Origin of the sequence: Novosphingobium sp. 17-62-19, from assembly GCF_002256775.1 — a bacterium.
GTDB lineage: Bacteria > Pseudomonadota > Alphaproteobacteria > Sphingomonadales > Sphingomonadaceae > Novosphingobium.
Genome location: NZ_NCII01000027.1, coordinates 1 through 23,118, shown reverse-complemented (window position 1 = coordinate 23,118; position 23,118 = coordinate 1). Strand labels below are relative to the sequence as shown.

Annotated in this window: 15 protein-coding genes; all 15 read left to right on the top strand. The window is 62.1% G+C overall.

What is annotated here, in order from left to right:
• Nucleotides 1-13 precede the first annotated feature (13 nt).
• The 15 genes from cobT (at nt 14) to B7X90_RS06855 (ending at nt 22,962) form a co-directional block, all read left to right on the top strand.
• Nucleotides 14-1,825 carry a cobaltochelatase subunit CobT gene (gene cobT / locus B7X90_RS06925; RefSeq protein ID WP_292622963.1) on the top strand — a complete coding sequence of 604 codons (1,812 nt, stop codon included), beginning with the start codon at nt 14-16 and terminating at the stop codon, nt 1,823-1,825.
• A 43-nt stretch (nt 1,826-1,868) separates the two neighbouring features.
• Nucleotides 1,869-2,540 (top strand): nitroreductase, encoded by a 672-nt coding sequence (locus B7X90_RS06920; RefSeq protein WP_366409671.1) that lies wholly within the window; start codon nt 1,869-1,871, stop codon nt 2,538-2,540.
• A 164-nt stretch (nt 2,541-2,704) separates the two neighbouring features.
• Entirely contained in the window at nt 2,705-4,750 is a 2,046-nt protein-coding gene (locus tag B7X90_RS06915) for an adenylate/guanylate cyclase domain-containing protein (protein WP_292622961.1), read from the top strand.
• Nucleotides 4,737-5,504, top strand: a complete 768-nt coding sequence (locus B7X90_RS06910; RefSeq protein ID WP_292622960.1) for a hypothetical protein — start codon at nt 4,737-4,739, stop codon at nt 5,502-5,504. Before B7X90_RS06915 ends, B7X90_RS06910 begins: the two co-directional genes overlap by 14 nt.
• Nucleotides 5,505-5,506: 2 nt before the next feature.
• Nucleotides 5,507-6,253: a hypothetical protein gene (locus B7X90_RS06905; RefSeq protein ID WP_292622958.1), complete on the top strand. Its 747-nt coding sequence runs from the start codon at nt 5,507-5,509 to the stop codon at nt 6,251-6,253.
• Nucleotides 6,254-6,291: 38 nt separating this feature from the next.
• Nucleotides 6,292-7,800 (top strand): cysteine--tRNA ligase, encoded by a 1,509-nt coding sequence (gene cysS / locus B7X90_RS06900; RefSeq protein WP_292622956.1) that lies wholly within the window; start codon nt 6,292-6,294, stop codon nt 7,798-7,800.
• 38 nt (nt 7,801-7,838) lie between these two features.
• Entirely contained in the window at nt 7,839-8,021 is a 183-nt protein-coding gene (locus B7X90_RS06895) for a type II toxin-antitoxin system HicA family toxin (RefSeq protein ID WP_292622954.1), read from the top strand.
• On the top strand, nt 8,018-8,419 hold the full coding sequence (locus B7X90_RS06890) for a type II toxin-antitoxin system HicB family antitoxin (protein ID WP_292622952.1): 402 nt from the start codon (nt 8,018-8,020) through the stop codon (nt 8,417-8,419). The genes B7X90_RS06895 and B7X90_RS06890 overlap by 4 nt, the downstream gene beginning before the upstream one ends.
• Nucleotides 8,416-9,354 carry a D-2-hydroxyacid dehydrogenase gene (locus B7X90_RS06885; protein WP_292622950.1) on the top strand — a complete coding sequence of 313 codons (939 nt, stop codon included), beginning with the start codon at nt 8,416-8,418 and terminating at the stop codon, nt 9,352-9,354. The genes B7X90_RS06890 and B7X90_RS06885 overlap by 4 nt, the downstream gene beginning before the upstream one ends.
• A 165-nt stretch (nt 9,355-9,519) precedes the next feature.
• Complete coding sequence (locus tag B7X90_RS06880) at nt 9,520-11,175, top strand: acetolactate synthase large subunit (protein ID WP_292622949.1); 1,656 nt, start codon at nt 9,520-9,522, stop codon at nt 11,173-11,175.
• Nucleotides 11,176-11,296: 121 nt separating this feature from the next.
• The gene (locus B7X90_RS06875) at nt 11,297-12,733 is read left to right on the top strand and encodes an aldehyde dehydrogenase family protein (RefSeq protein ID WP_292622947.1); all 1,437 of its coding nucleotides are present in this window, start codon (nt 11,297-11,299) and stop codon (nt 12,731-12,733) included.
• Between the two features lie 215 nt (nt 12,734-12,948).
• On the top strand, nt 12,949-14,349 hold the full coding sequence (locus B7X90_RS06870) for a multiheme c-type cytochrome (RefSeq protein WP_292622945.1): 1,401 nt from the start codon (nt 12,949-12,951) through the stop codon (nt 14,347-14,349).
• The gene (locus B7X90_RS06865; protein ID WP_292622944.1) at nt 14,349-16,325 is read left to right on the top strand and encodes a heme-binding protein; all 1,977 of its coding nucleotides are present in this window, start codon (nt 14,349-14,351) and stop codon (nt 16,323-16,325) included. The genes B7X90_RS06870 and B7X90_RS06865 overlap by 1 nt, the downstream gene beginning before the upstream one ends.
• Nucleotides 16,325-18,361, top strand: a complete 2,037-nt coding sequence (locus B7X90_RS06860; RefSeq protein WP_292622943.1) for a hypothetical protein — start codon at nt 16,325-16,327, stop codon at nt 18,359-18,361. Before B7X90_RS06865 ends, B7X90_RS06860 begins: the two co-directional genes overlap by 1 nt.
• Nucleotides 18,362-18,372: 11 nt before the next feature.
• Nucleotides 18,373-22,962 carry a hypothetical protein gene (locus B7X90_RS06855; RefSeq protein ID WP_292622941.1) on the top strand — a complete coding sequence of 1,530 codons (4,590 nt, stop codon included), beginning with the start codon at nt 18,373-18,375 and terminating at the stop codon, nt 22,960-22,962.
• Nucleotides 22,963-23,118 lie beyond the last annotated feature (156 nt).

The window sequence follows — 23,118 nt, the reverse complement described above, 5'->3', positions numbered from 1 at the left end:
TTGAAGGCAGGCATTGGCTGACGAATCCCCCCTTGACCGTTTTCGTGCGGTGCTGACCGGCACTGCGCGCGCCATTTCGCTTGATCCTGAGGTGGAAGTGGCGTGGACGGCCGATGCGCCGGTGCAGTCTGGCCAATCGATGCGCGTGCCGATGCCGGGGCGCGCGCTACCTGCCGATCAGGTGGCCGAGGCGCGGGGCCACGCAGATTCGATGGCGCTGCGGTTGCGGCACCACAATGCGGCGATCCATGGTCGCAATGCTCCGGGTGAAGCACTTGCCCGTGCCTGTTATGACGCGGTCGAACAAGTGCGTTACGAGGCGCTGGGCGCCAATGCCTATGCGGGGATGCGCGGCAATCTGAACGCAGCGGTGGCCATGCGCACGGCGTCCGACCCGATTGCCCGTGCGGCAAAGCCCGAAGACGTGCCGCTGCCTACCGCGCTTGCACTGCTGCTGCGCGAAAAGCTCACCGGGCAGGAAGCGCCTGCTTCGGCACAAACCGGCATGGCGATGGTGCGCAGCTGGATCGAAAGCAAGGTCGGCAACGACATGGAGGCGCTGGCGCTGTCGCTGGATGACCAGCGGGCGTTCCAGCAGCTTGCGCTCGACATGCTGCAGCATCTTGACCTGACCCAGTCTGCCAGCGAGCAGAACGAGGAATCGCAGGACGACGAGGGCGAGGATCAGGAAGACGAGGGCGAGGAAGAGCCGAGCAGCTCTGACGATCAGGAGCAGCAGCCGTCTGAAATGGCGGGTGATACCAGCGAGGGCGACGAGGATTCGGAGTCCGAGCAGGAGATTGAGGACGACGATTCCGCCGATTCCGACATGGCCGACGAAGGCGAGGAGGGCATGTTGCCCACGCGTCCGAACCGCCCGTGGACCGATCTACCAGAGAACTTTGACTACACGGCCTATACCAGCCAGTTTGATGAAATCATCGCGGCGACCGAACTTTGTGACGAGGAAGAGCTGACGCGCCTGCGCGCCTATCTCGATACGCAGCTGAAAGGTCTGCAAGGGGTGGTCACGCGGCTCGCCAATCGACTCCAGCGCCGGTTGATGGCGCAGCAGAACCGGTCATGGGACTTCGATCAGGAAGAAGGCCTGCTCGATGCCGCGCGGCTGGCGCGTGTGGTGATCTCGCCCGGCCATTCGCTGTCCTACAAGATCGAGCGCGATGTGGAGTTCAAGGACACCATTGTCACGCTGCTGATCGACAATTCGGGTTCGATGCGCGGGCGGCCCATTTCCATCGCAGCGATCAGCGCCGATATTCTCGCGCGCACGCTGGAGCGGTGCGGCGTGAAGACCGAAGTGCTCGGCTTCACTACACGCGCATGGAAAGGTGGCCAGAGCCGCGAGGCGTGGCTGGCAGGCGGCAAACCCGCACAGCCGGGCCGCCTCAACGATCTGCGGCACATCGTCTATAAGAAGGCGGACGAGCCGTGGCGGCGCGCGCGCAAGAACCTTGGCCTGATGATGCGCGAAGGGTTGCTGAAGGAAAACATCGACGGTGAGGCGCTGCTTTGGGCGCATAGCCGCCTGCTGGCACGGCCCGAAGACCGCCGCATCCTGATGGTCATATCCGATGGCGCGCCGGTGGATGATTCGACGCTTTCGGTGAACAATGCGGGCTATCTTGAGCAGCACTTGCGCAAGGTGATCGACTGGATCGAAAAGCAATCGCCGGTCCAACTGGTGGCTATCGGCATCGGACATGACGTGACCCGTTACTATCGCCGCGCGGTGACGATCATGGACGCCGAACAGCTTGGCGGCACGATTATCGAGCAGTTGGCGGACCTGTTCGAGGACGAGTAGCGAGCGCTTGACGGCGAGGGGTTAACTGGGCAGTTAATCGCGCATGAGCACCATGACAGTCAGCGAAGCCGTTCTATCCCGCCGTTCGATCCGGGTGTTCAAGCCCGATGCGGTGCCGCTCGAAGTGTTGCAACGTGTGATGGACAAGGCGCGGTGGACTCCTTCGGGGTGCAATTTCCAGCCGTGGGAAGCCACGATCCTGACCGGGGCACCATTGGCCGATTTGCAGGCGAAGATGCTGGTTTCGCCAATGCAGGATCCGATTGAATATTCGTGGTCGCAGCCTGAAGTGATCCCGGAATGCAAGGCGCGCCTGCATCAGGTGGGTGCAGCCATGTATCAGGCGATGGGCGTGGGCCGCGGTGATGGCGATGCGCGAGCCGATTTCGTGCGCAACAACGTGACGTCGTTTGGCGCGCCGGCGGTGCAGATGTGCTATTTTGACCGGCGCATGGGATCGCCGCAATGGTCTGATACCGGCATGTGGTTGCAGACGATCATGCTGCTGCTGCGCGAGGAAGGGCTGGATTCCTGCCCGCAGGAATTCCTTGCGATGCACGCCCGGCTGATCAAGGATTTCATCGGCGTATCGGACGAAACGCACATCTTCTTTTGCGGCATGGCCATCGGCTATCGCGTGGAAGATGCCAGCGTGAACGGTTTCCCGCGTGAGCGTGAACCGGTGGACGGGAACGTGCGCTTCCTGGGTTTCTGATCTTTCGCTCCACTGCCGTGCAGTTCCGCATTGGCAGGGCTGCAACAATCCGCCTATGCTTTGGGGCGAGGCGCAAAGGCGCTCGCACGGGTTCGCAAAATCTTCGGGGGTAAGGCTCGCGCTTTGGCGGCGGGCCTTTGAGATATGCGAATGGGGGGCGAAACATGCCTTGGCGTAATAAGGCGGCAGAAGCGGGCGCGAGCGAGATTGGCCGCACCGCAATGCGCGGGCTGGGGCAACTGGGCGTGCAGCGCACGGTGGTGGCGCTGGGGCTGATTGCGGTTGCGCTATTCATTGCGTTCAGCAGTTGGCGGCTTCCCTTGCTGCGCGATGCAGAGGCTGCGCTCTATGATTTGCGGGCTGCCAATTTTGCGCTGCCTGCTGACACGGACAAACGTGTGACGCTGGTGGTTTATACCGCCGATACCAATCGCGCGACCGGGCAGATTTCGCCAGTAGATCGCACCATTCTGGCCAAGGCTTTGACGGAAATCGATAAGCTGGGTGCCAAGGGCGTGGGCATCGACGTGCTGTTTGACAGCCCGCAGGACGACGATGACGTGTTGCGCGCTTCGCTGAAGGCCATGCAGACGCCGGTGTATCTTGCCTATGCCGACAATCGCACAAACCCCGAAGCGATCACCTATGAGCAGGAGCAGGATCTCAAAGCCTTTCAGCAGAGCGTGCGGACGGACAAGGTTGGCCCGGCGTCGATCCTGCTTGAAACGGACTCCGATGGTGTGGCGCGGCGCTGGCCCAAGCAGTATCCGGGGTTGCCGACTTTGCTTTCGCTGGCATTGACCGAACAGGGGCCAGATGCCGATGCGCGCTTTGCCACGTTCACCGGGCCAATCCGCTTCCGCGTTCCGACAGCGACCGACCGTCCGGTGTTTGACAAGATTCCGATTGATCTGCTGGCGGACCCGGAAACCGCGCCCTTTGTGGCTGATGTTATCAAGGGGCGCTATATCCTGATCGGTGGCGATTTTGCGGACTTTGACCAGTTCGACACGCCGTTCACCCGCACCGGAAATCCGGTGACCGGCGAGACGCGGATGATCGGGGTGGAAGTTCACGCATCGATGCTGGCGCAACTGCTGGACAAGGCGTGGAAAGCGCCGCCCGCCGTGTGGATCAAGCTGCTCGCGGCCTTGCTGGCGGTTGGCCTTGGCGTGGCTACGGCGGTTGTGCAGACGCGGACGTGGGTTCTGGCGCTGGCGGTGGTGGCGCAGTTTGCGCTGTTCCTTGCGGTGCCGTTTCTGGTGGAGAGGGCGGGCTATGACACGCTGGACTTGCCTGCAACGGGCTGGCTGATCGGCTGGCTGATCGCGTTTACTGCGGTGAGTTCGGGGCTGCGCGCAATCAACGCGGCGCAGCGCGAATTTGCGCAAGGGGCGCTGGGCAAATACCTGCCGCGATCGGTGGCGGCAGAGATCATGCGCAATCCTGAGCGCCTTTCGTTGCATGGCGAGAAGCGCGAAATTTTCTGCCTGTTCAGCGATCTGGAGGGCTTTACCAAGCTGACGCACGCGGTAGAGCCGGAGATGATTGCGCGGCTGCTGAACGATTACCTCGACCGGCTGAGCGCGGTGGTGCTGGAATATGGCGGCACGCTCGACAAGTTTGTGGGCGATGCGGTGGTGGCGTTCTGGGGCGCGCCGATTGCCTATCCTGACGATGGCGAGCGGGCTGTGAAGGCGGCGTGGGCGATGTATCTGGCGGGCGAGGACTTCCGCAGGAACGTGCCCGAAGGCGTGCCGAAGATCGGCCGCACTCGCGTGGGCGTCCATTATGGCGAGGCAGTGGTGGGCAACTTCGGGGGCGAGGGGCGCATCCAGTACACCGCGTTGGGCGATGCGATGAACACCGCCGCGCGGCTTGAAGGCGCGAACAAGACGCTCGACACCAAAGTGCTGGTGAGCCGTGAGGCGGTGGAGCGGTCGGGGCTGGACTGGTTCAGGCCCATGGGCGAAGTGGTTCTGCGCGGGCGATCAACGCCGGTCCAGATATTCGAGCCGGTGCCGGAGATGCGGATGGAACAGCGGCAGCTTTCTGCCGACTTGCTCAGTGCCCATTCAGCGGGTGACCGGGATCGTGTGCAGACCCTCACAGACAACCTGCCCGATTCGGCGCAGGGCGATGAGGCGATGATGAATTTGATCGAAAGACTGCGCGAGGCGCACGAGGGAGAGAACAATGGGCTGGGTTGATCGCAAGCTGATCCGCAAAGGTGTTGCCGGAATGGCGGCGCTGGCCGGAATGGCAATCGCAGGCAGCGCGATGGCGCAATCGGTCGTTGTGCGCTCTACCGGGCCTTCGGCGGGGGCCTATCCGCAGGGCAAGAAGTTGCCTGCGCACGCCACGGTCGTGCTGAAGGGCGGCGATCAGGTGACGGTGCTGGACAAGGCGGGCACCCGCGTTCTGGCGGGGCCGGGCACTTTCACGCTGAACGGTGCGGTCAACCGCGATGGCGGCGGCGCGACGGCGCTGGCCTCGATGATGGCGCGCGGCGGCGGGGCACGGACGCGGACCGGGGCTGTGCGCGGGGCCACGGCGGCTCCTGTGGTCGCGGCTCCCACTGCGCCAGAGAATGTGTGGCACATCGATGTGAGCAAGGGCGGCACCTATTGCGTGGCCGATCCTGCCGCGCTGGTGCTGTGGCGGCCAGACAAGACGCTGGACGGCACCGGCACGCTGCTTTCGCAGGATGGCAGCACCGCCGATGTGAGCTGGCGCGCGGGCAATCCGCTGAAAGTCTGGCCATCGGCGACCGTGCCGGTGGTCGATGGGCAGACCTACACATTCAGCAGTCCGGTGGGCGGGCCGGTGAAGATCCGCACGATGGTGCTCGCCACGGTGCCGACGGACGAGGTGGAGATTGCAGGCACGATGGCGGAAAAGGGCTGCACCGCGCAGCTTGATCTGCTGGCCAACCTTGCTAGCGCCACGCAGGCGGGGGGCTGAACATGCGGCGCACGGTCCTGATAGCAGCGGGCGCGTTGATGGCTGCTGCCGTGTCATCGGAGACGATGGCGCAGGCGGTGGTCGTCCGCTCTACCGGGCCGACAGCGGTGAACTATCCGAAAGGCAAGCGGCTTCCGGCCAACGCCAGCGTGGTGTTGAAGGCCGGGGACGTCGTCACCGTGCTCGACAAGGCGGGGACGCGCGTTCTGAAAGGCGCGGGGACTTTCGTGATGGACTCTGCTGTGAATCGTGATCGCGGAGCTGCTGCGCTGCTGGCCCGGTCACTCAGCAATCCGGCTTCGGTGCGCGCAGGAGCGGTGCGTGGTGCGGTGGCTGGTGACCCCGAGGTGGTGCTGCCCGTCAGCATCTGGATCGCCGATACCAATCAGGACGGCAATGTCTGCGTGCCGCGTGGCAGTGACCTTTATCTGTGGCGTGGCAAGGCTGACGCGCGCAGCTTCACCTGGCTGACCGAGAGCGAGGGCGGCGAGATGGTGCGAATGCAGTGGCCGCCCAAAACGGCTGGCATCGCTTGGCCCAAGACCATGCTCGCCCCGCAGGAAGGCCGCACCTACCGCATCTATGACGAAACCGCGCCCGACAAGGCGGCAGAGTTCCGCATCGTCACGCTGGAGCCGGAAGCGGTGCCCGCCGATGCTGCCGCGCTTGGCACGCTGTTGCTGGACAATGGGTGCAAGGCGCAGTTCGAATGGCTGGCCGAGGTTCTGGCCGACAGTCCAGCCGAATGACTTGACCGAAGGCAGGGGCGCGGGGCAATGGCTGGCCCATGTCAAACGCTCCCGCGCCGTTCAGCCCGTCCACCCCGTTGAAGCTGTTCAACAGCCTGACTCGCCAGTTGGAAGAGTTCCAGCCGGTCCATCTGGGCGAGGCGCGCGTCTATTCCTGCGGGCCGACGGTCTACAACTACCCCCACATCGGCAACATGCGGGCCTATGTCTTTGCCGACATTCTGGGCCGCACGCTCAGCTTCAAGGGCTACAAGCTCACCCACGTCATCAACATCACCGATGTCGGCCACCTGACCGACGATGCCGATGCGGGCGAGGACAAGATGGAGAAGATGGCGCAGGCCGAGGCGCGTTCCATCTGGGACATCGCGCAGCACTATACGCAGGCCTATTGGGAAGACATCAAGGCGCTGAACATCCGCCAGCCCGCCCGCTGGACGATTGCGACCGAGTTTGTGCCGCAGATGATCGCCTTTGCTGAGCGGATTGCGGACAAGCACTGCTACGAACTGGACAGCGGGCTGTACTTCGACGTTTCGACCGTGGCCGATTATGGCCGATTGGCGCGTGCGCAGACCGAGGACGGAGAAGGCCGGATCGAGGCGGTGGAAGGCAAGCGCAACGCCGCCGACTTCGCCATCTGGCGCAAGACTCCGGCGGGCGAAAAGCGCCAGATGGAGTGGAATTCACCGTGGGGAAAGGGCGCTCCCGGTTGGCATCTGGAATGCTCGGTCATGTCGGGCGAAGTGCTCGGCTTTCCGTTCGACATCCACACCGGCGGCATCGATCACCGCGAAATCCACCACCCTAATGAGATCGCACAGAATCAGGCATTCTGCTGCACGAACGGGCTGGACCTGCCCGCCAATTCCGGCGCGCGGGTGTGGATGCACAACAACTTCCTGGTCGAACGCTCAGGCAAGATGAGCAAGTCTTCGGGCGAGTTCCTGCGGCTGCAACTGCTGATCGACAAGGGCTATCACCCGCTGGCCTACCGCATGATGTGCCTGCAGGCGCATTATCGCAGCGAGCTGGAGTTCAGCTGGGAAGGGCTGGGGGCGGCGCTGACGCGGTTGAAGCGGATGCTGATGGCTATAGAGAAGATCAAGTTAAGCAAGTCCGATACGCTCATAGAAAAAGAAAAATTGGATATTGGGATAAAAAGAGCTCTTATGAAATTTGAAGATAGTATCTCAAATGACCTAAATACGCCAGCCATTTTAGATTTTCTGGGTGCAATTTTGTACGAGAAAACGGTCCTGTTTGATGTTGCAGATCTTCCACGGGATTTAACAATTAAAGTTGTGGAAGGGGTGGATTCTGTCCTTGGTCTTGATCTCCTGAATCTTACTCGGGAAGATATGCGCCTCCGCCCCAAGACAGCCTCCATCACCGAAACCGAAATCGAATCCATGCTTGAAGCACGCAAGGCTGCCCGCGCTGAAAAAGACTTCGCCCGCTCCGATGCCCTGCGTGACGAACTTGCCGCAAAGGGCGTCGAAGTCATGGACGGCGATCCGCTCGGCTGGGACTGGAAGCTCGGCTGATCTTGCAACTTCGTTACTCGGTGTGTATATAGTTGCGCATGGAGCACGATAGCCGCCAGATCGTCAAGCGGCTGCTCGCCGAGGGTTTTGTGCCTGTTTCGGTCAAGGGATCGCATCACAAGTTCCGCCGTGATGGTGTGACTGTGATCGTTCCCCACCCGAAGAAGGACCTGCCGCTTGGCACCGCGCGCAGCATCGCCCGAATGGCAGGTTGGCTATGAAATACTTCTACGCAGTGGTTCACAAGGACGCGGACAGCGCGTTCGGCGTTGCATTTCCCGATCTTCCCGGCTGCTTTTCGGCGGCAGACGAGGTGGAGCAACTTGTGCCCAATGCCTGTGAGGCGCTGGAGCTTTGGTTCGAGGACGAGCCGCAGGACATTGCGCCGAGCAGCCTTGAGGATGTGCGCGCGCGTGTTGCGGCTGATCTGGCAGAGGGTGCGTTCCTGATTTCCGTGCCGCATATCCGGCGCACCGGGCGGCAGGTGCGGGCCAATATCTCGCTGGATCGCGGGATGCTGGATGCGATTGATCGTGCTGCGGCGGACCGGAATCTTACGCGCAGCGCGTTCCTTGCCGATGCAGCGCGGAATGAGATCGAGCAAAGGCGCCCGTCATGACCGTCCTTGTGATGAACGCCATGGCCGCGCCGCTGGTCGACGGGCGCTTGCCCGACTGGATCGAGCCGCGCTTTTTCCGCAGTGCCGAAGAACTGTTCGAACTGGCACCTGAGGCCGAAATCGGATGGTTCGACCTTTATCAGCCGGGTGGCATGGACAAGGCGATCCGGCTGGCGACCCGGCTGAAGTGGCTCAATTCGGTCTATGCCGGGGTGGATTTCTTCCCGCTCGATGTGCTGCGTGAACGCGGCGTGATCCTGACCAATGGCACGGGCATCAACGCCATCACCATCGCTGAATACGTGGTGATGGGAATGTTGACTGTGGCCAAGGGCTATCGCGAGGTGGTGCGCGCGCAGGACCGGCACGAATGGCTGCTGGATTCTCCCGGCAAGGTGGAACTGGCAGGCAGCCGCGCGCTGATCCTTGGCTATGGCGCGATCGGTCAGAAGGTCGAGCGGATGTTGCAGGGCTTTGACGTGGAGGTGGTGAAGGTGCGCCGGTCCGGGGGTGAAGGCGCGCTGGGACCGGATGAATGGCGTGCGCAGTTGGGCACGTTCGACTGGGTGATCCTTGCCGTGCCAGCCACGGCGGAAACCGATGGCATGATTGGCGCGGCAGAACTTGGGGCGATGAAGCCGGGATCGACCGTGATCAACGTGGCGCGCGGCAGCGTGGTAGATCAGGATGCGTTGATTGCAGGCCTGAAAGCCGGACGGCCGGGCCATGCCTTCCTTGATGTGGTGACGCCCGAACCGTTGCCGCCAGAGCATCCGCTGTGGAGCGTGCCCAACGCGCATGTCACCAGCCACCTGTCAGGCCGCGCGCAGACGCGAATGTTTGAACGCTCGGTGTCACGCTTCCTTGCGAACATCCCGCGCTTTCACAATGGCGAACCGCTCCAGCCGCAGGTTGACCTTTCTTTGGGCTATTGAAACCGGCGCGTGACTCGCGCGGTTGGGTTTGTTAGCCCATGCACCAAGGGGCAGGTGCGGGGGCCATAACGACACGCACCGGATTTTCGCCCTGAACGGTCGCAGCCGAATTGGGGAGGGGAGCGCCGCGTGGCCGCGTGTTCCTGATTGATGGAGCGACCGAAAATGGCCGACGGCAAGAAAGCATCCGACGTATTCATTGAATGCCTTGAGGAAGAGGGCTGCGAATACATCTTTGGCGTTCCGGGCGAAGAGAACCTCGATTTCCTCGATTCGCTGTCACGCTCCACCAAGATCAAGCTGGTCCTGACCCGGCATGAGCAGGGCGCGGGCTTCATGGCTGCGACATATGGCCGGCATACTGGCAAGACCGGCGTGTGCATCGCTACGTTAGGGCCGGGAGCGACCAATTTCGTGACCGCTGCTGCCTATGCCACTCTGGGCGGTATGCCGATGCTGATGATTACCGGGCAAAAGCCGATCAAGAAATCGAAGCAGGGCCGGTTCCAGATTCTCGATGTCGTGTCGATGATGGGGCCGATCACCAAGTTTACCCACCAGATGCAGTCTTCGGACAACATCCCCAGCCGGGTGCGGGAAGCCTATCGTTTGGCCGAAGAGGAAAAGCCCGGCGCGACGCATATCGAACTGCCGGAAGACATTGCTGACGAACATACCGATTCCCGGCCGCTGAAGCGCAGCCTTGTTCGCCGTCCCAATGCCGATGCAAAGTCTGTTATGCAGGCCGTTCACGCGTTGCAGAACGCCAAAGCGCCGGTTCTGGTGATCGGTGCGGGTGCAAACCGGAAGATGACCGGCAAGATGCTGGCCGAATTCGTGGAAAAGAGCGGCATTCCGTTTCTGACCACGCAGCTCGGCAAGGGCGTGATCGATGAACGCCATCCGAAGTTTCTGGGCTGCGCCGCGCTTTCATCCGGGGACTTTGTCCATCGCGCGGTGGAAGACGCCGACCTGATCGTGAACGTCGGCCATGACGTGATCGAAAAGCCGCCGTTCTTCATGCGGAATGGCGGAACGCCCGTGATCCACGTTTCGACCAAGACGGCAGAGGTCGATCCGGTCTACTTCCCCAGTATCGAGGTGATCGGCGATATCGCCAATGCCATCTGGCAGATGAAGGAAGCGATCACGCCCAATCCGGCATGGAACTTTGACCGGATGCTGTCCTATCGCGCCGCTGAAGTGGCACACACCGCACCCTTGGCGGCTGATGCGCGCTTCCCGGTGTTCCCGCCGCATCTGGTGCAGCAGGTGCGCGATTGTATGCCTGAGGACGGGATCATCTGCCTCGATAACGGCGTGTACAAGATCTGGTTCGCGCGCGGCTATACCGCCTATCAGCCCAACACCGTGCTGCTCGACAATGCGCTGGCCACAATGGGGGCGGGGTTGCCGTCTGCGATGATGAGCGCGATGCTCTATCCCGATCGCAAGGTCATGGCGATTTGCGGCGATGGTGGGTTCATGATGAACAGCCAGGAAATGGAGACTGCCGTCCGGCTGGGTCTCAACCTCACGGTCCTGATTCTCAACGACAATTCTTATGGCATGATCCGCTGGAAGCAGGCGAACATGGGCTTTGCGGACTTTGGACTGACCTACAACAACCCCGATTTTGTGATGTATGCGCAAAGCTATGGCGCGAACGGTTACCGGGCGGAGAGCGCTGCTCATTTGAAGGAACTGCTCGCCCACTGCCGCGATACGCCGGGCGTCCATCTGATCGAATGTCCGGTGGACTATTCGGAGAACGACCAGATTCTGAACAAGGACATCAAGGAACTGTCGAAGGCGCTTTAGGGTTATTCAACCAGAAATGTCGTCACCCCGGACTTGATCCGGGGTCCCGCTTTTTCCTCGCGGCGGTGCAATAAACAGCGGGATCCCGGATCAAGTCCGGGATGACGTGGAGTTTGATTTCGTGACCCAGTTGAAAGACGTCTACCCGCTCTACCTCAACAACAAGGCGGTGCAGCCCAACACCGATCTTGCGGTGACCGACAAGTTCACCGGCGAAGTCGCCTTCCGCACCGCGCTTGCTACGCCTGATGTGATCGATGAGGCCATCGCCGGGGCTGTGCGCGCGGCAGAGCCGATGGCGGCGCTGGCAAGCTACGAAAAGCGCGACGTGCTGGACCATTGCGTGAAGCGTTTTGCCGAGCGCAAGGACGAGCTGGCCTATGCCCTGTGTGTAGAAGCCGGAAAGCCGATTGCCGATTCCGAAGGCGAAGTAGGCCGTTTGATCGACACCTTCCGCATCGCGGCAGAGGAAGCGACCCGCAACTATGGCGAGGTCCAGCCGCTCGACATTTCGCCGCGCGCCAAAGGCTATATGGGCATGTGGAAGCGCGTGCCGATCGGGCCGTGCAGTTTCATCTCGCCCTTCAACTTCCCGCTGAACCTTGCCGCGCACAAGATCGCGCCCGCCATCGCCATGGGCTGCCCCTTCGTGATGAAGCCCGCCAGCCTCACCCCGCTGGGCGCGATCATCATGGGCGAAGTGCTGGCCGAGTGCGATGTCCTGCCCGAAGGCGCGTTTTCGATCCTGCCTGCCAGCCGCGATGGCGCAGACTTGTTCACAACGGACGAACGCTTGAAATTGCTCTCGTTCACCGGCTCGCCCGGCGTGGGCTGGGAATTGAAGGGCAAGGCGGGCAAGAAGAAGGTCGTGCTGGAACTTGGCGGCAATGCGGCCGTAGTGGTCGACAAGGACGCTGATCTGGACCACGCGCTCGCCCGGATCATCTTCGGCGGGTACTACCAGTCGGGCCAGTCATGCATCCATGTGCAGCGCGTGATCATCCACGCCGACATCTATGACCAGTTCCGCGATATGCTTGCTGCCAAGGTCAAGGCGCTGAAGTCTGGCGATCCCAAGAATCGCGAGACCTTCATCGGCCCGATGATCTCGGCCAAGGAAGCACAACGGCTCAAAGGCTGGATCGACGCGGCGGTTGCAGGCGGGGCAACCTTGCTGGCAGGCGGCAGGTGCGAGGGCAACATGCTCGAAGCCACGCTGCTCGAAGGCTGCAGCCGCGACATGGACGTCTACACCGAAGAAGCGTTCGGTCCGGTCGTCATCCTTTCGAAGTACACCGATTGGGCTGCCGCGCTCGACGAGGTCAACGACAGCAAGTTCGGCCTTCAGGCTGGCCTTTTTACGTCCGACATCCAGAGGGTGATGGGTGCCTGGGACAAGCTTGATGTGGGCGGAATCGTCGTCAACGACGTGTCATCCTACCGCGTCGACAACATGCCCTATGGGGGCGTCAAGGATTCGGGCCTTGGGCGCGAGGGCATCCGGTTTGCGATGGAGGACATGTCCGAGATCCGCAATCTGGTCATTCGCAGGACGTGAAGCCAAGCATATCCTGACAAACTATTGCTGAATTGTGTGCGAAAGGACGTTTAGCCACTTGAACCTAGCTCGGTTGGTGGCCTAGGCTCCGGCATAAGGGGTCGCATTGCAGCACTTCCGGTTCGGAATTCCGCGATAGACGAAACGTCGGGCGGCTTTCCTGCCGGTGGGGACGAGGGGCAATGCAGGGCATTTTCAAGGGAATAGGGCAGCGCATGGCTGTGCTCCGGGCGACATCTCGTTCGGGTGCGCTGGCTATTGCGGCGTGTCTGGCGATGGCTGGGGCAGCACTGGGTGCGTCCTCGCTGCTCGGCCCCGATTCTGTCCGGGCCGAACCCTCCTCCGTTTCTGCGGGCCAATCGTTGCGCGGGCACATGGGTGTTGCCTCGTGCGCGGGGTCTACTTGCCATGGCCGCAGTATCGCCGATGGAGCGATGGTGCGTCAGGACGAGCTGCTGCGCTGGCAGGAGGAATCCTCGCCCACTGGCGCACACAGCCGCGCCTGGCGCGTGGTGCAGGAACCACGCGGACAGGCAATTTTGCGCCGCCTTGGTCTGGATGCCGCTGGCGCCCAGCGCGATTGCGCGGGCTGCCATGCTACTCCCGGCGCAACACGCGTCGCCGATGGCGTTGATTGCGAGGCTTGCCATGGAACGTCCGGCGGCTGGCTTTCCACCCACTATACCGTCGGCGCAAGCCACGGGCGCAACGTGGCGCAAGGCATGACCGATCTGGTCAACCCGGCGGTCAAGGCGCAAGTCTGCCTCGATTGCCACTTCTCGGGTGATGCACGCGGCCAGTTCATCGCACACCGCATCATGGCAGCAGGCCATCCGCGCATCTCGTTCGAACTTGACCTGTTCACCACGCTGCAATCGCACCATGACGAGGATGCCGACTACGCCCAGCGCAAGGGTGGCAAGACCAACGCCATGCGCATGTGGGCGGTGGGGCAGGCAGAAGCGGTCAAGCGTAGCCTTGAACTGTTCAGCCAGCCGAGCCGCGCGGTCGATGGCATCTTCCCCGAATTCACCTTCTACGATTGCCATTCCTGTCACCGCCGTATCTACGATGGCGAAGCGGGGGCTAATGTGACGGCGGTGCCCAATCCGGGCCGTCCGCTCGATCTCGGCACGCCGCCTTATAACGACGAGAACATGATCATGCTGCTGGCTGCGGCAAAGGTCGTCGCGCCCGATGCAGCAGCTACGTTTGATGCGCGGGCCAAGGCCTTCCATCGCGCGATGCTGGCGGGCAGGGCTGAAACCGTAGCCGCAGCGCAGGCGCTTCGCCAGTCGGCAGATGCCCTGTCCAGTCGCTTTGCAGCGACCAGTTTCACCCGCGACCAGACCTTTGCCATCATGGATTCGATTGCCAGCGATGCCATTGGGGCCCGCTTCACCGACTATGAGGGCGCGGTGCAATCAGTGATGGCGGTGGACACGCTGCTGGGTGGTATGGTCAATCAGGGCATGGTCTCTACCGCGTCGGCAGCCAACCTTCGCGTCCAGATTAATCAGGCCTATGCCGCCGTGCGCGATCCCAACGGCTTCCAGCCGATCGCCTTCCGCCGCGCTCTGGGCGGGGCAGTGCGTTCAATTCGGAGCCTGCGCTGATGCACCTGCCGCTGGCTCTTCGTCAGACCACTGCCTTCGCCTTGTCGCTGTCGCTGGTGCTTGCCGGATGTGGTGGGGGTGATTCCGGCTCCGGCGATACATTCACGCCAACGCCTACTCCCACCGCATCCTCGCGCTTCTTTGCCGATCCCGCGCAGGAATCGTTGAGCGTAAACGAAGTCCAGCAGATCATCGCGCAGGCCGTGGGCGAGGCGCAGGCGCGCAACAAGCCTGCAATCATCAGCGTCGTGGATCGCGTGGGCAATGTGCTGGCCGTGTTCCGCATGAATGGCGCACCAACGCGCATGGTCACCAGTCGCCGCACTGCGACGGGCCGGATCGCCAACCCCGGCATTGATGCGCAGGGTCTCGAAGTCGAGGCAACGATGGGCGCGATTTCCAAGGCGATAACCGGCGCTTACCTATCCTCCAGCGGCAACGCCTTCACCACCCGCACGGCCAGCATGATCGTGCAGGAACATTTCCCGCCCGCGCCCAATACACCGGGCCTTGAATCCGGCCCTCTGTTTGGCGTCCAGTTCAGCCAGTTGCCCTGTTCGGACCTCAACACCCGGTTCGTCACCGGAAACGCCGGAGCAGGCGCTTTCATCGGCCCGAAGCGTTCCCCGCTCGGCCTTGCTGCCGATCCCGGTGGCCTGCCGCTTTACAAGAACGGTGTGGTTGTCGGCGGTATCGGAGTGATGGCCGATGGCGATTATGGCTACGATCCAAACGTCACCGACATCGATGAGGACGATGAGGAATACATCGCACTAGCTGGCATTCAGGGCTTTGCGCCCGCCGCCGACATTCGCGGGGACCGCATCACCGCCGACGGCACCACGCTGCGCTTTGCCGATGCGCAACCGGCAAAACTTTCGGCGCTGCAGACCAGCTTTGCCGCAATTAACAACGTGCGCGGCACGCTGATTCCGGTGCGTGGCTACTACGATGGAACTGCGGCTATCGCCGGGACGCCTTATGGCACCGAACGCAGCGGCATACGCCGCGTAAGTGGGTCGGAGTTCTCGCTGGCTGACGCCTATCTGCTCACTGACGGTGCAGGCAATCCCCGCTACCCGGTGAAGCCCGGCACTGACGGAGCGGTTGTGGGGCAGGCGCTGACCGCTGCTGAATCCCGCGCTGTGCTGGAAGAGGCCTTCACCGTGATGACCCGCGCCCGCGCGCAAATCCGCCGCCCGCTCGACAGCCGCGCACAAGTGACGGTCACCGTGGTCGATACCTTCGGCGAAGTGCTGGGGCAGGTCCGCAGCCCCGATGCGCCGATCTTCGGCACCGACGTTTCGCTGCAAAAAGCACGCACTGCGGCATTCTTCTCGAACCCGCTGGCCGCACAGCAAATGCTCGCCACACCCGGAGCCGATGCGTTCGTCCAGCGCGTGCGCGATTTCCTGGGCGACCAGACCGCGCTTACCGGTGGCAAAGCCTTTGCCGACCGTTCTGGCGGCAACCTTTCGCGGCCGTACTTCCCCGATGGCGAACTGGGCCGTCCTCCCGGTCCCTTGTCACGCCCGATTGACGATTTCAGCCCCTTCGCCACTGGCTTGCAAATTGCGCTCGTTGCCGGGAATGTGGTGCAGCACGCAGGCTTTGTGCAGGGTGCAGGTGCTGACACCCCGCAGACCTGCTCGTCCGTGCCGGATACGCCGACCGGCAAGAAGCGCCTTGCCAACGGAATCCAGATTTTCCCCGGTTCCGTGCCGATCTATCGCGGCAACAAGCTGGTCGGCGCGATTGGCGTTTCGGGTGACGGCATCGATCAGGACGACATGATCTCGTTCCTCGGCCTGCACAATGCGGGAGCCAAAGTCGGCGGGATTGGTAATGCCCCCAAGGACATGCGCGCCGATACCATCGTTGTTGCAATTGGTAGCGGCGTGCGCCTGCGCTATGTGAACTGCCCCTTCGCCCCGTTCCTCGATACGAGCGAACAGAACGTCTGTGAGGGCAAATGATGCAGCAGGTGATCGCCCTGATTGCACCGGCTTTCGGTATCAGCCAGCCGATGCCCATGCCGATGATGCCGTTTCAGGTGCTTTCCGCAAGTGCTGCGGCAACACCCGGCGCGGCGGAACCGCAGCAGGCGGCTACACCCGCAGCAGACGGTGCATCACAACAGGTCGATCCCAACACGACGGCACTCCCCGGCGGAGAGACCGAGGCCGACGAAGCGCTGATCGATGGCCGCCGCCGCCCCGGTTACAACAAGCAGCTTCCCGACAAGGTGGAGCAGGACAATCCCGGCGCGGTCAACGCCCCGCCGCCCGAAGCCTTCTACGACAAGTACGATGGCGAGGGCCCAATGAGCAATCTGGGCCTGCAAGTCGGCGTACCCGATCGCTGGCGTATCGTCTCTTCGCTGTGCCCGCAGAAAGACAAGCTTTCGGGCAAGATTGATCGTTCGCTCTATACATTGTTCCCCCGGCTGGAGCATGTCTGCCACTCCTCGCTCGACCCGTTCCACCACAGCCTGCTCAAAGGTGACCGTCCGCTGGCGCGCGGCAAGCGCCCCGGTTTTCTGAAGGGGGATGACTGGTTCCTGATCGCAGGCGCAGTGTCCGACACGATTGTCGAACCGCGCAGCTTCCCGATTCCGGTCGGCAATCAGACCACCAGCGATCCCAACCAGATCGACGTGTTCGGACGCAGCAACAGCCTTGTGCTAGCGCAGACCTTCATCGCCAGTGTGTCGCTTCTGAAGGGCATGACCGCGTTCAAGCCGCCGACGATTGAATATCGCATCGCAATTGCGGGCAATATCAATCATGTGCAGGTGCCAGAGCGCCGTGTGCTGTTCGTCGAGCCGTCCAAGGGCACGCGCCGCACCGATGGTTTCGTGGGCCTGCAGGAAGCCTTCGTCGATTATCACCTCGGCCAGTACGATTCCAAGCGGTATGACTTCTTCTCGGTCCGTGCAGGCATCCAGCCCATGCAGTCGGACTTTCGCGGTTTCCTGTTCAACGATAACCAGTTGGGCATCCGCTTCTTCGGCAACCGCGACAACAACCGCTTCCAGTTCAATCTGGCGGCGTTCTGGCGTCTTGAAAAAGACACCAACTCCGGCCTGAATGACATCACGCAGGCTCCGCGCAACGATTTCCTGCTGATGGCCAATGTCTATCGACAGGACTTCCCAATTGTCGGCCTGACCAGCCAGCTTTCCGCCACGTGGAATATCAACCGCGAACGTGGCGAAGTGGCGGTCGACAAGAATGGCTTCCCGGTACGCCCAGCGCTGCTGGGCGATCTGCGCGGCCGCAACTATGACGTAGTCTATCTCGGCTATGCCGCCGATGGCCGCATTGGCCGCATCAACCTGACCGCGCAATTCTATGGCGCGCTGGGGCACGACAGCAACAATTTCCTGACCAGCGGCCCCGCCAGCATCCGCGCCTTCATGGCGGCGGCAGAACTGAGCTATGACATCGACTGGACGCGCATTCGCCTGTCCGGCCTCTATGCCAGCGGCGACAAGGACCCCTACGACAAGGTCGAAGGCGGGTTCGACGCGGTGTTTGAAAATCCGCAGTTTGCAGGCGCGGATACCAGCTACTGGATCCGCCAGACGATCCCGTTCGCAGGCGGTGGCCGCGCGATCTCGGTCAATGGCCGCAACGGCATTCTCAATTCACTGCGCTCATCGAAAGAGCAGGGCCAATCGAACTTCACCAACCCCGGCACGATGCTGCTCGGGGTCGGCACCGATTTCGATCTGACGCCCACCGTGCGCGTTTCGACCAACGTCAACCATTTGTGGTTCGAAAACACGAAAGTTCTTCAGGTGCTGCGCAACGAAGGCTCGATCCCCAAGGATATCGGTTGGGACGCCTCGGTCTCGGCCATCTGGCGGCCCAATGCCTCGCAGAATCTGGTGTTCCGCCTGTCGGGCGCAGTGCTTGAACCGGGGCGTGGCTTTGACAATCTGTTTGCGCAACAGGGCAAGGCCAGCCGCTTCTACTCCGTCCTCGCCAACGCGACTCTGGCCTTTTGATGACCCAGCCCATGACCCTTACGCGCCGCATCCGTTCGCTTCCGCTGACATGGCTGATAGCGCTGTTTGCCGCGCTTCTGGTGCCAAGCGCCCTGTTCGCGGCGGGCGAGGAACCGGCGCAGAAGGTCAAGCACACGCGCGCGCCTGCTGCCCCCCGTGGCCAGCCGGGCGAAACAGCGGAAGAGCAGTGGGCCTTTGTCGACAAGCAGAACGCGGGCTGCGTCAGCTGCCACACGCAGAGCGATCACCGCACGATGCACGCCAGCCCTGCGGTGGTGCTGTCGTGCGTCGATTGCCATGGCGGCGATACCAAGGTTGTGGCGGACCGCTCGTGGAACCACAATTCGATGGAATATGTGGGCGCGATGAAGGATGCCCACGTGCTGCCGAAGTATCCGGTGGCTTGGGGCTGGCCGTCCTCGGCAAATCCGAAGCGCTCCTACGCGCTGCTGGCCAAGGAAAGCCCTGACTTCATTCGCTTTGTAAACCCTTCGGACTATCGCATTGCGCGCGATTCCTGCGGGGCGTGCCACATGTCGATCATCGAAGCGTCCGAACGCTCGATCATGTCCACCGGTGCGATGCTCTGGGGCGGGGCGGCCTATAACAACGGCATCGTTCCCTTCAAGAACTACATGTTCGGCGAGAGCTTCACCCGCGCAGGTGAACCGGCACTGCTCAAGTCGGGCTCGAAGGAAATCGGCCCGGATGGCAAGCCGATGTGGGGCACCGTCACGCCGCAGGAAAAAGCGCGTGGTGCGCTGCCGATCCTCTATCCGCTGCCGCGCTGGCACCAGATCCCGCCGGGCGACGTGTTTCGCGTGTTCGAGGATGGCGGCCGCACGATCAACCCGCAGTTCCCTGAAATCGGACTGCCCAATTCGACCGGCCTGATCCAGCGTCTGGACGAGCCGGGCCGCCCCGACCTGAAGCAGTCCAACCGTGGCCCCGCAACCGGCCTGCGCGTCGCAATTCCGGTCCTGAACATACACAAGACCCGCCTGAACGACCCGTTCCTGTTCCAGATGGGCACCAACGACCAGCCGGGCGACTACCGTTCGTCTGGCTGCGCATCATGCCACGTTATCTACGCGAACGACCGCGAACCGCGCCACTCGCTGAACTACGGCAAGTGTGGACGTGACGGGCAGACGGTCACGGCGGACCCCACCATCAACACATTGCGCGAAGGCCAGCATCGCAAGGGTGCCTATGGCACTTACGATGCTGCAGCCCATGAAGCGCACGACAAGGTGCGCGGCACTGTGCTTGGCGGACAAGGCAGCTACGTTGGCGGCGACAAGTCCGACGCGGAAGCCTCGCACGACATGGCAGCCGATTGCGCCCGCGCGATTTCGGCGGCCGAACAGCTTGTCTATTCCCCGGCTAAGGGTGTGGCCCCGCATGGCACAATGGACCATGACAAGATGGACCAAGCCTCGGCCCACGCCACCGCAGGCCTTGATGAAAAGGGCCATGCGAAGAAGGCCGCTCATGGCAGCAGCCACGGCGATGACTCGCACGAACCCACTGGCCCTGTCGCCATGCAGGATCGTGAACGCGGCCACCCGCTGGTCCACGCCTTCACCCGCGCCATTCCCACCGCTCAGTGCATGAACTGCCACATGCACCAGCCGAACATCTTCCTGAACAGCTACCTCGGCTATACGATGTGGGACTATGAGTCTGACGCGCCGAGCATGTGGCCGGGGCCGGAAAACCGCGCGCCCAAGCCTGCCGAAATGTCGGACGCCGACTACGAAAAGGCCTACAAGAAGCAGTTTTACCCGAACATCGATGAACAGCGCGAAGTGCTGGACCGCAACCCCGAAGGCGCATCCACGCGCGGGCTGTGGCGCGATGTCGAATTCCTGCGCAACGTCTATGACCTGAACAGTCAGGCCAAGGACACCCAGTTCGCCGACTATCACGGCCACGGCTGGAACTTCCGCGCCATCCTGAAGCGCGACCGTCGCGGCAACCTGCTCGACGATGATGGCGACATGAGCACTTACGGCACCGACACCGCGCACATCATCGACCCGAACGACCCCGAAAAGTTCCGCCAAGGTACCGAGGGCAAGTTTGTCGACGTCGGCCCCGACAATCCCGGCAAGAGCGTCCACATGATGGACATCCATGCCCAGATCGGGATGCAATGCGCTGACTGCCACTTCGCGCAGGACAGCCACGGCAACGGGTTGATCTATGGCGAAGTCGCCAACGCCGTCGAAATCGGCTGCAAGGATTGCCACGGCACGCCCGACGCCTATCCCACGCTGCTGACATCGAACCTTGCCGCGCCCGAAAAGGGCAACAACCTCTCGCTCCTGCGCAACTCCGATGGCCAGCGCCGCTTTGAATGGTTCAACGAATCCGATGGCCGCCGTGTGCTGATCCAGCGTTCGATCATCGATCCGAACCTGTCATGGCGCGTGAGCCTCGTGAAAGACTCCGTCGACGCCCGCTTCGCCGGCAAGATGGACAGCGCAGGCGCGCCGATCTTCAATCCGAAGGCCGCGCGCGCCAAACTGATGGCCAAGTCCGCCTCGGACGATGGCGATTACAAGTTCGGCACTGGTGTGCCCAAGGAAGCGCGTGCCCACCGTGATGACGACATGGCCTGCTTCACCTGCCACCTTTCGTGGACCACATCGTGCGCAGGCTGCCACCTGCCGATCGAGGCGAACTGGAAATCGGCCACCCACAAGTACGAGGAAGATTTCACCCGCAACTACGCGACCTACAACCCGCAGGTAGCGCGTGACGACATGTTCCAACTGGGCAAGCACCAGCGCAACAAGTCGTCCGGTTCCGATCCCGTACAGTTCGATGCGGCGGGCAATCCTGTCAGTGGCAAGGCGATCACAGCGCCGATCCGCTCAACGTCGGCGCTGATCCTCTCCTCGACCAATATCAACCGCGAACGCATTTACGTGCAGCAGCCGCCGATTTCCTCGATCGGCTACTCGTCACAAGCCTTCGCGCCGCACTTCCCGCACACCGTCCGCAAGAACGAGACCAAGCAGTGCACCGACTGCCACGTCGCCCAAGACGAGGACAACAACGCGGTCATGGCGCAGCTCCTGCTGCTCGGCACCAATTACGTGAACTTCGTGGGAATGAACGCGTGGTTCGGCCTTGAAGGCGGCTTCGAAGCGGTCCGCGTGACCGAATGGGATGAACCGCAAGCCGTGATCGGCTCCTATCTCCATCGCTACGCCTATCCCGACTACTGGAAACTCCACGTCGAGAAGAACGACCGCGAGCTGAAGAACTGGACCCGCGGCAAGATCTTCGACAAGAAACTGTCAGGCGAAACCACCGGCCAAGAACAGTTCGCCAACGTCGTCGAAGGCACCAAGGACGCGGTCCGCTGCCTGCAAATGCGCGGCGAATACATGTTCGTCGCCGAAGGCAAGGGCGGTTTCCGCGCCTATGATATCGCCGCGATTGGCGACAAGGGCTTCTCCGAACGCATCGTCACCGCGCCATTCTCCTCGCTCGGCCACGATGCCCATGTGAAGACGAAGAACGCCACCTGCATGGCCCTGCCCACCAATCAGGCCATCGCGCCCACACGCAACACGCCCGAACTGCGCGACCTCAATCAGGAGCAGCCGTTCTCGCCGATCTACAGCTATGCCTTCGTTACCGATGCAGTCGAAGGGCTGATCGCGGTCAATGTCGATACGCTGGCCGATGGCGAGTTCCGCAACAACTTCTTTGACCGCAGCTTTACCTTCAACCCCGACGGCGTGCTCACGGGTGCACGGCACATCACGCTGGCGGGCGACTATGCCTATGTCGTCACCGACAAGGCGCTGGTCACCGTCTACCTGACCAAGCCGTGGTCGGCGGAGAAGCCCTGCGAAATCAGCGCAAAAAAGGGCGGCGAAACCTGCCTCGACCCGCGCGTCACTTCGGTGGTGCCGCTCAGCGATCCGCGCGGCACCGCGTTGCAGTTCCGCTACTTGTGGGTGACGACCGCCAATGGCCTTGAACTGATGGACGTGACCAATCTGGCCGACCCCAAGGCTGTTGTCGGAGCCACCGTCCCGCTGGCCGATGCGCGCCGCGTCTATCTGGCGCGCACATATGCCTATGTCGCCGCCAAGGGGCAGGGCCTTGTCATCGTGGATATCACCGCCCCCACACGGCCTTCGATCTTCACCAGCTACACTGCCGACGGAAAGCTGACCGACGCCGAGGATGTGATCGTAGCCTCCACCAACGCCTCGCTTTTCGCCTATGTTGCCGATGGCCGGAACGGGGTGAAAGTGCTGCAACTGACCAGTCCGGGCAGCCAGCCGAACTTCTACGGCTTCTCGCCCGAGCCGAAGCCCGAATTGATCGCCTGGGCACGCACACCCACACCCGCCCTCGCGCTGTCAAAGGGATTGGACCGGGATCGTGGCGTCGACGAGACCGGGGGGCAGATGGCGGTGTTCGGTCGCCTCGGCTCACGCCCATTCACCCGGCCAGAGATGGAAGAGCTGTTCCTCAACGCGAAGGGTGAGGTGTTCCGCGTGACCAACACGGTGGACATGAGCCATTGGGTTGGCGCGAAAGCAGCACCAATGCTCGCCAGAGGTAACTAGTGGATTGATTTTGACATTTGCATCCCCTTGCGGTTGGGATGGGTCTGCAAATGTCAGAATCGTAAAATCCACTAGAATCAAAAGCTTCTAGTGGTCCGAAAAGATTCTGACATTCGAACGCCGCCTAACCTTATACGGTACCGAATGTCAGAATCG

Bases quoted from the DNA above. Each gene is read 5' to 3' on its own strand.
- B7X90_RS06920 (WP_366409671.1), top strand. From the start codon at position 1,869: ATGAGCACCATGACAGTCAGCGAAGCCGTTCTATCCCGCCGTTCGATC.
- B7X90_RS06915 (WP_292622961.1), top strand. From the start codon at position 2,705: ATGCCTTGGCGTAATAAGGCGGCAGAAGCGGGCGCGAGCGAGATTGGC.
- B7X90_RS06910 (WP_292622960.1), top strand. From the start codon at position 4,737: ATGGGCTGGGTTGATCGCAAGCTGATCCGCAAAGGTGTTGCCGGAATG.
- B7X90_RS06905 (WP_292622958.1), top strand. From the start codon at position 5,507: ATGCGGCGCACGGTCCTGATAGCAGCGGGCGCGTTGATGGCTGCTGCC.
- cysS (WP_292622956.1), top strand. From the start codon at position 6,292: ATGTCAAACGCTCCCGCGCCGTTCAGCCCGTCCACCCCGTTGAAGCTG.
- B7X90_RS06895 (WP_292622954.1), top strand. From the start codon at position 7,839: ATGGAGCACGATAGCCGCCAGATCGTCAAGCGGCTGCTCGCCGAGGGT.
- B7X90_RS06890 (WP_292622952.1), top strand. From the start codon at position 8,018: ATGAAATACTTCTACGCAGTGGTTCACAAGGACGCGGACAGCGCGTTC.
- B7X90_RS06885 (WP_292622950.1), top strand. From the start codon at position 8,416: ATGACCGTCCTTGTGATGAACGCCATGGCCGCGCCGCTGGTCGACGGG.
- B7X90_RS06880 (WP_292622949.1), top strand. From the start codon at position 9,520: ATGGCCGACGGCAAGAAAGCATCCGACGTATTCATTGAATGCCTTGAG.
- B7X90_RS06870 (WP_292622945.1), top strand. From the start codon at position 12,949: ATGGCTGTGCTCCGGGCGACATCTCGTTCGGGTGCGCTGGCTATTGCG.
- B7X90_RS06865 (WP_292622944.1), top strand. From the start codon at position 14,349: ATGCACCTGCCGCTGGCTCTTCGTCAGACCACTGCCTTCGCCTTGTCG.
- B7X90_RS06860 (WP_292622943.1), top strand. From the start codon at position 16,325: ATGCAGCAGGTGATCGCCCTGATTGCACCGGCTTTCGGTATCAGCCAG.
- B7X90_RS06855 (WP_292622941.1), top strand. From the start codon at position 18,373: ATGACCCTTACGCGCCGCATCCGTTCGCTTCCGCTGACATGGCTGATA.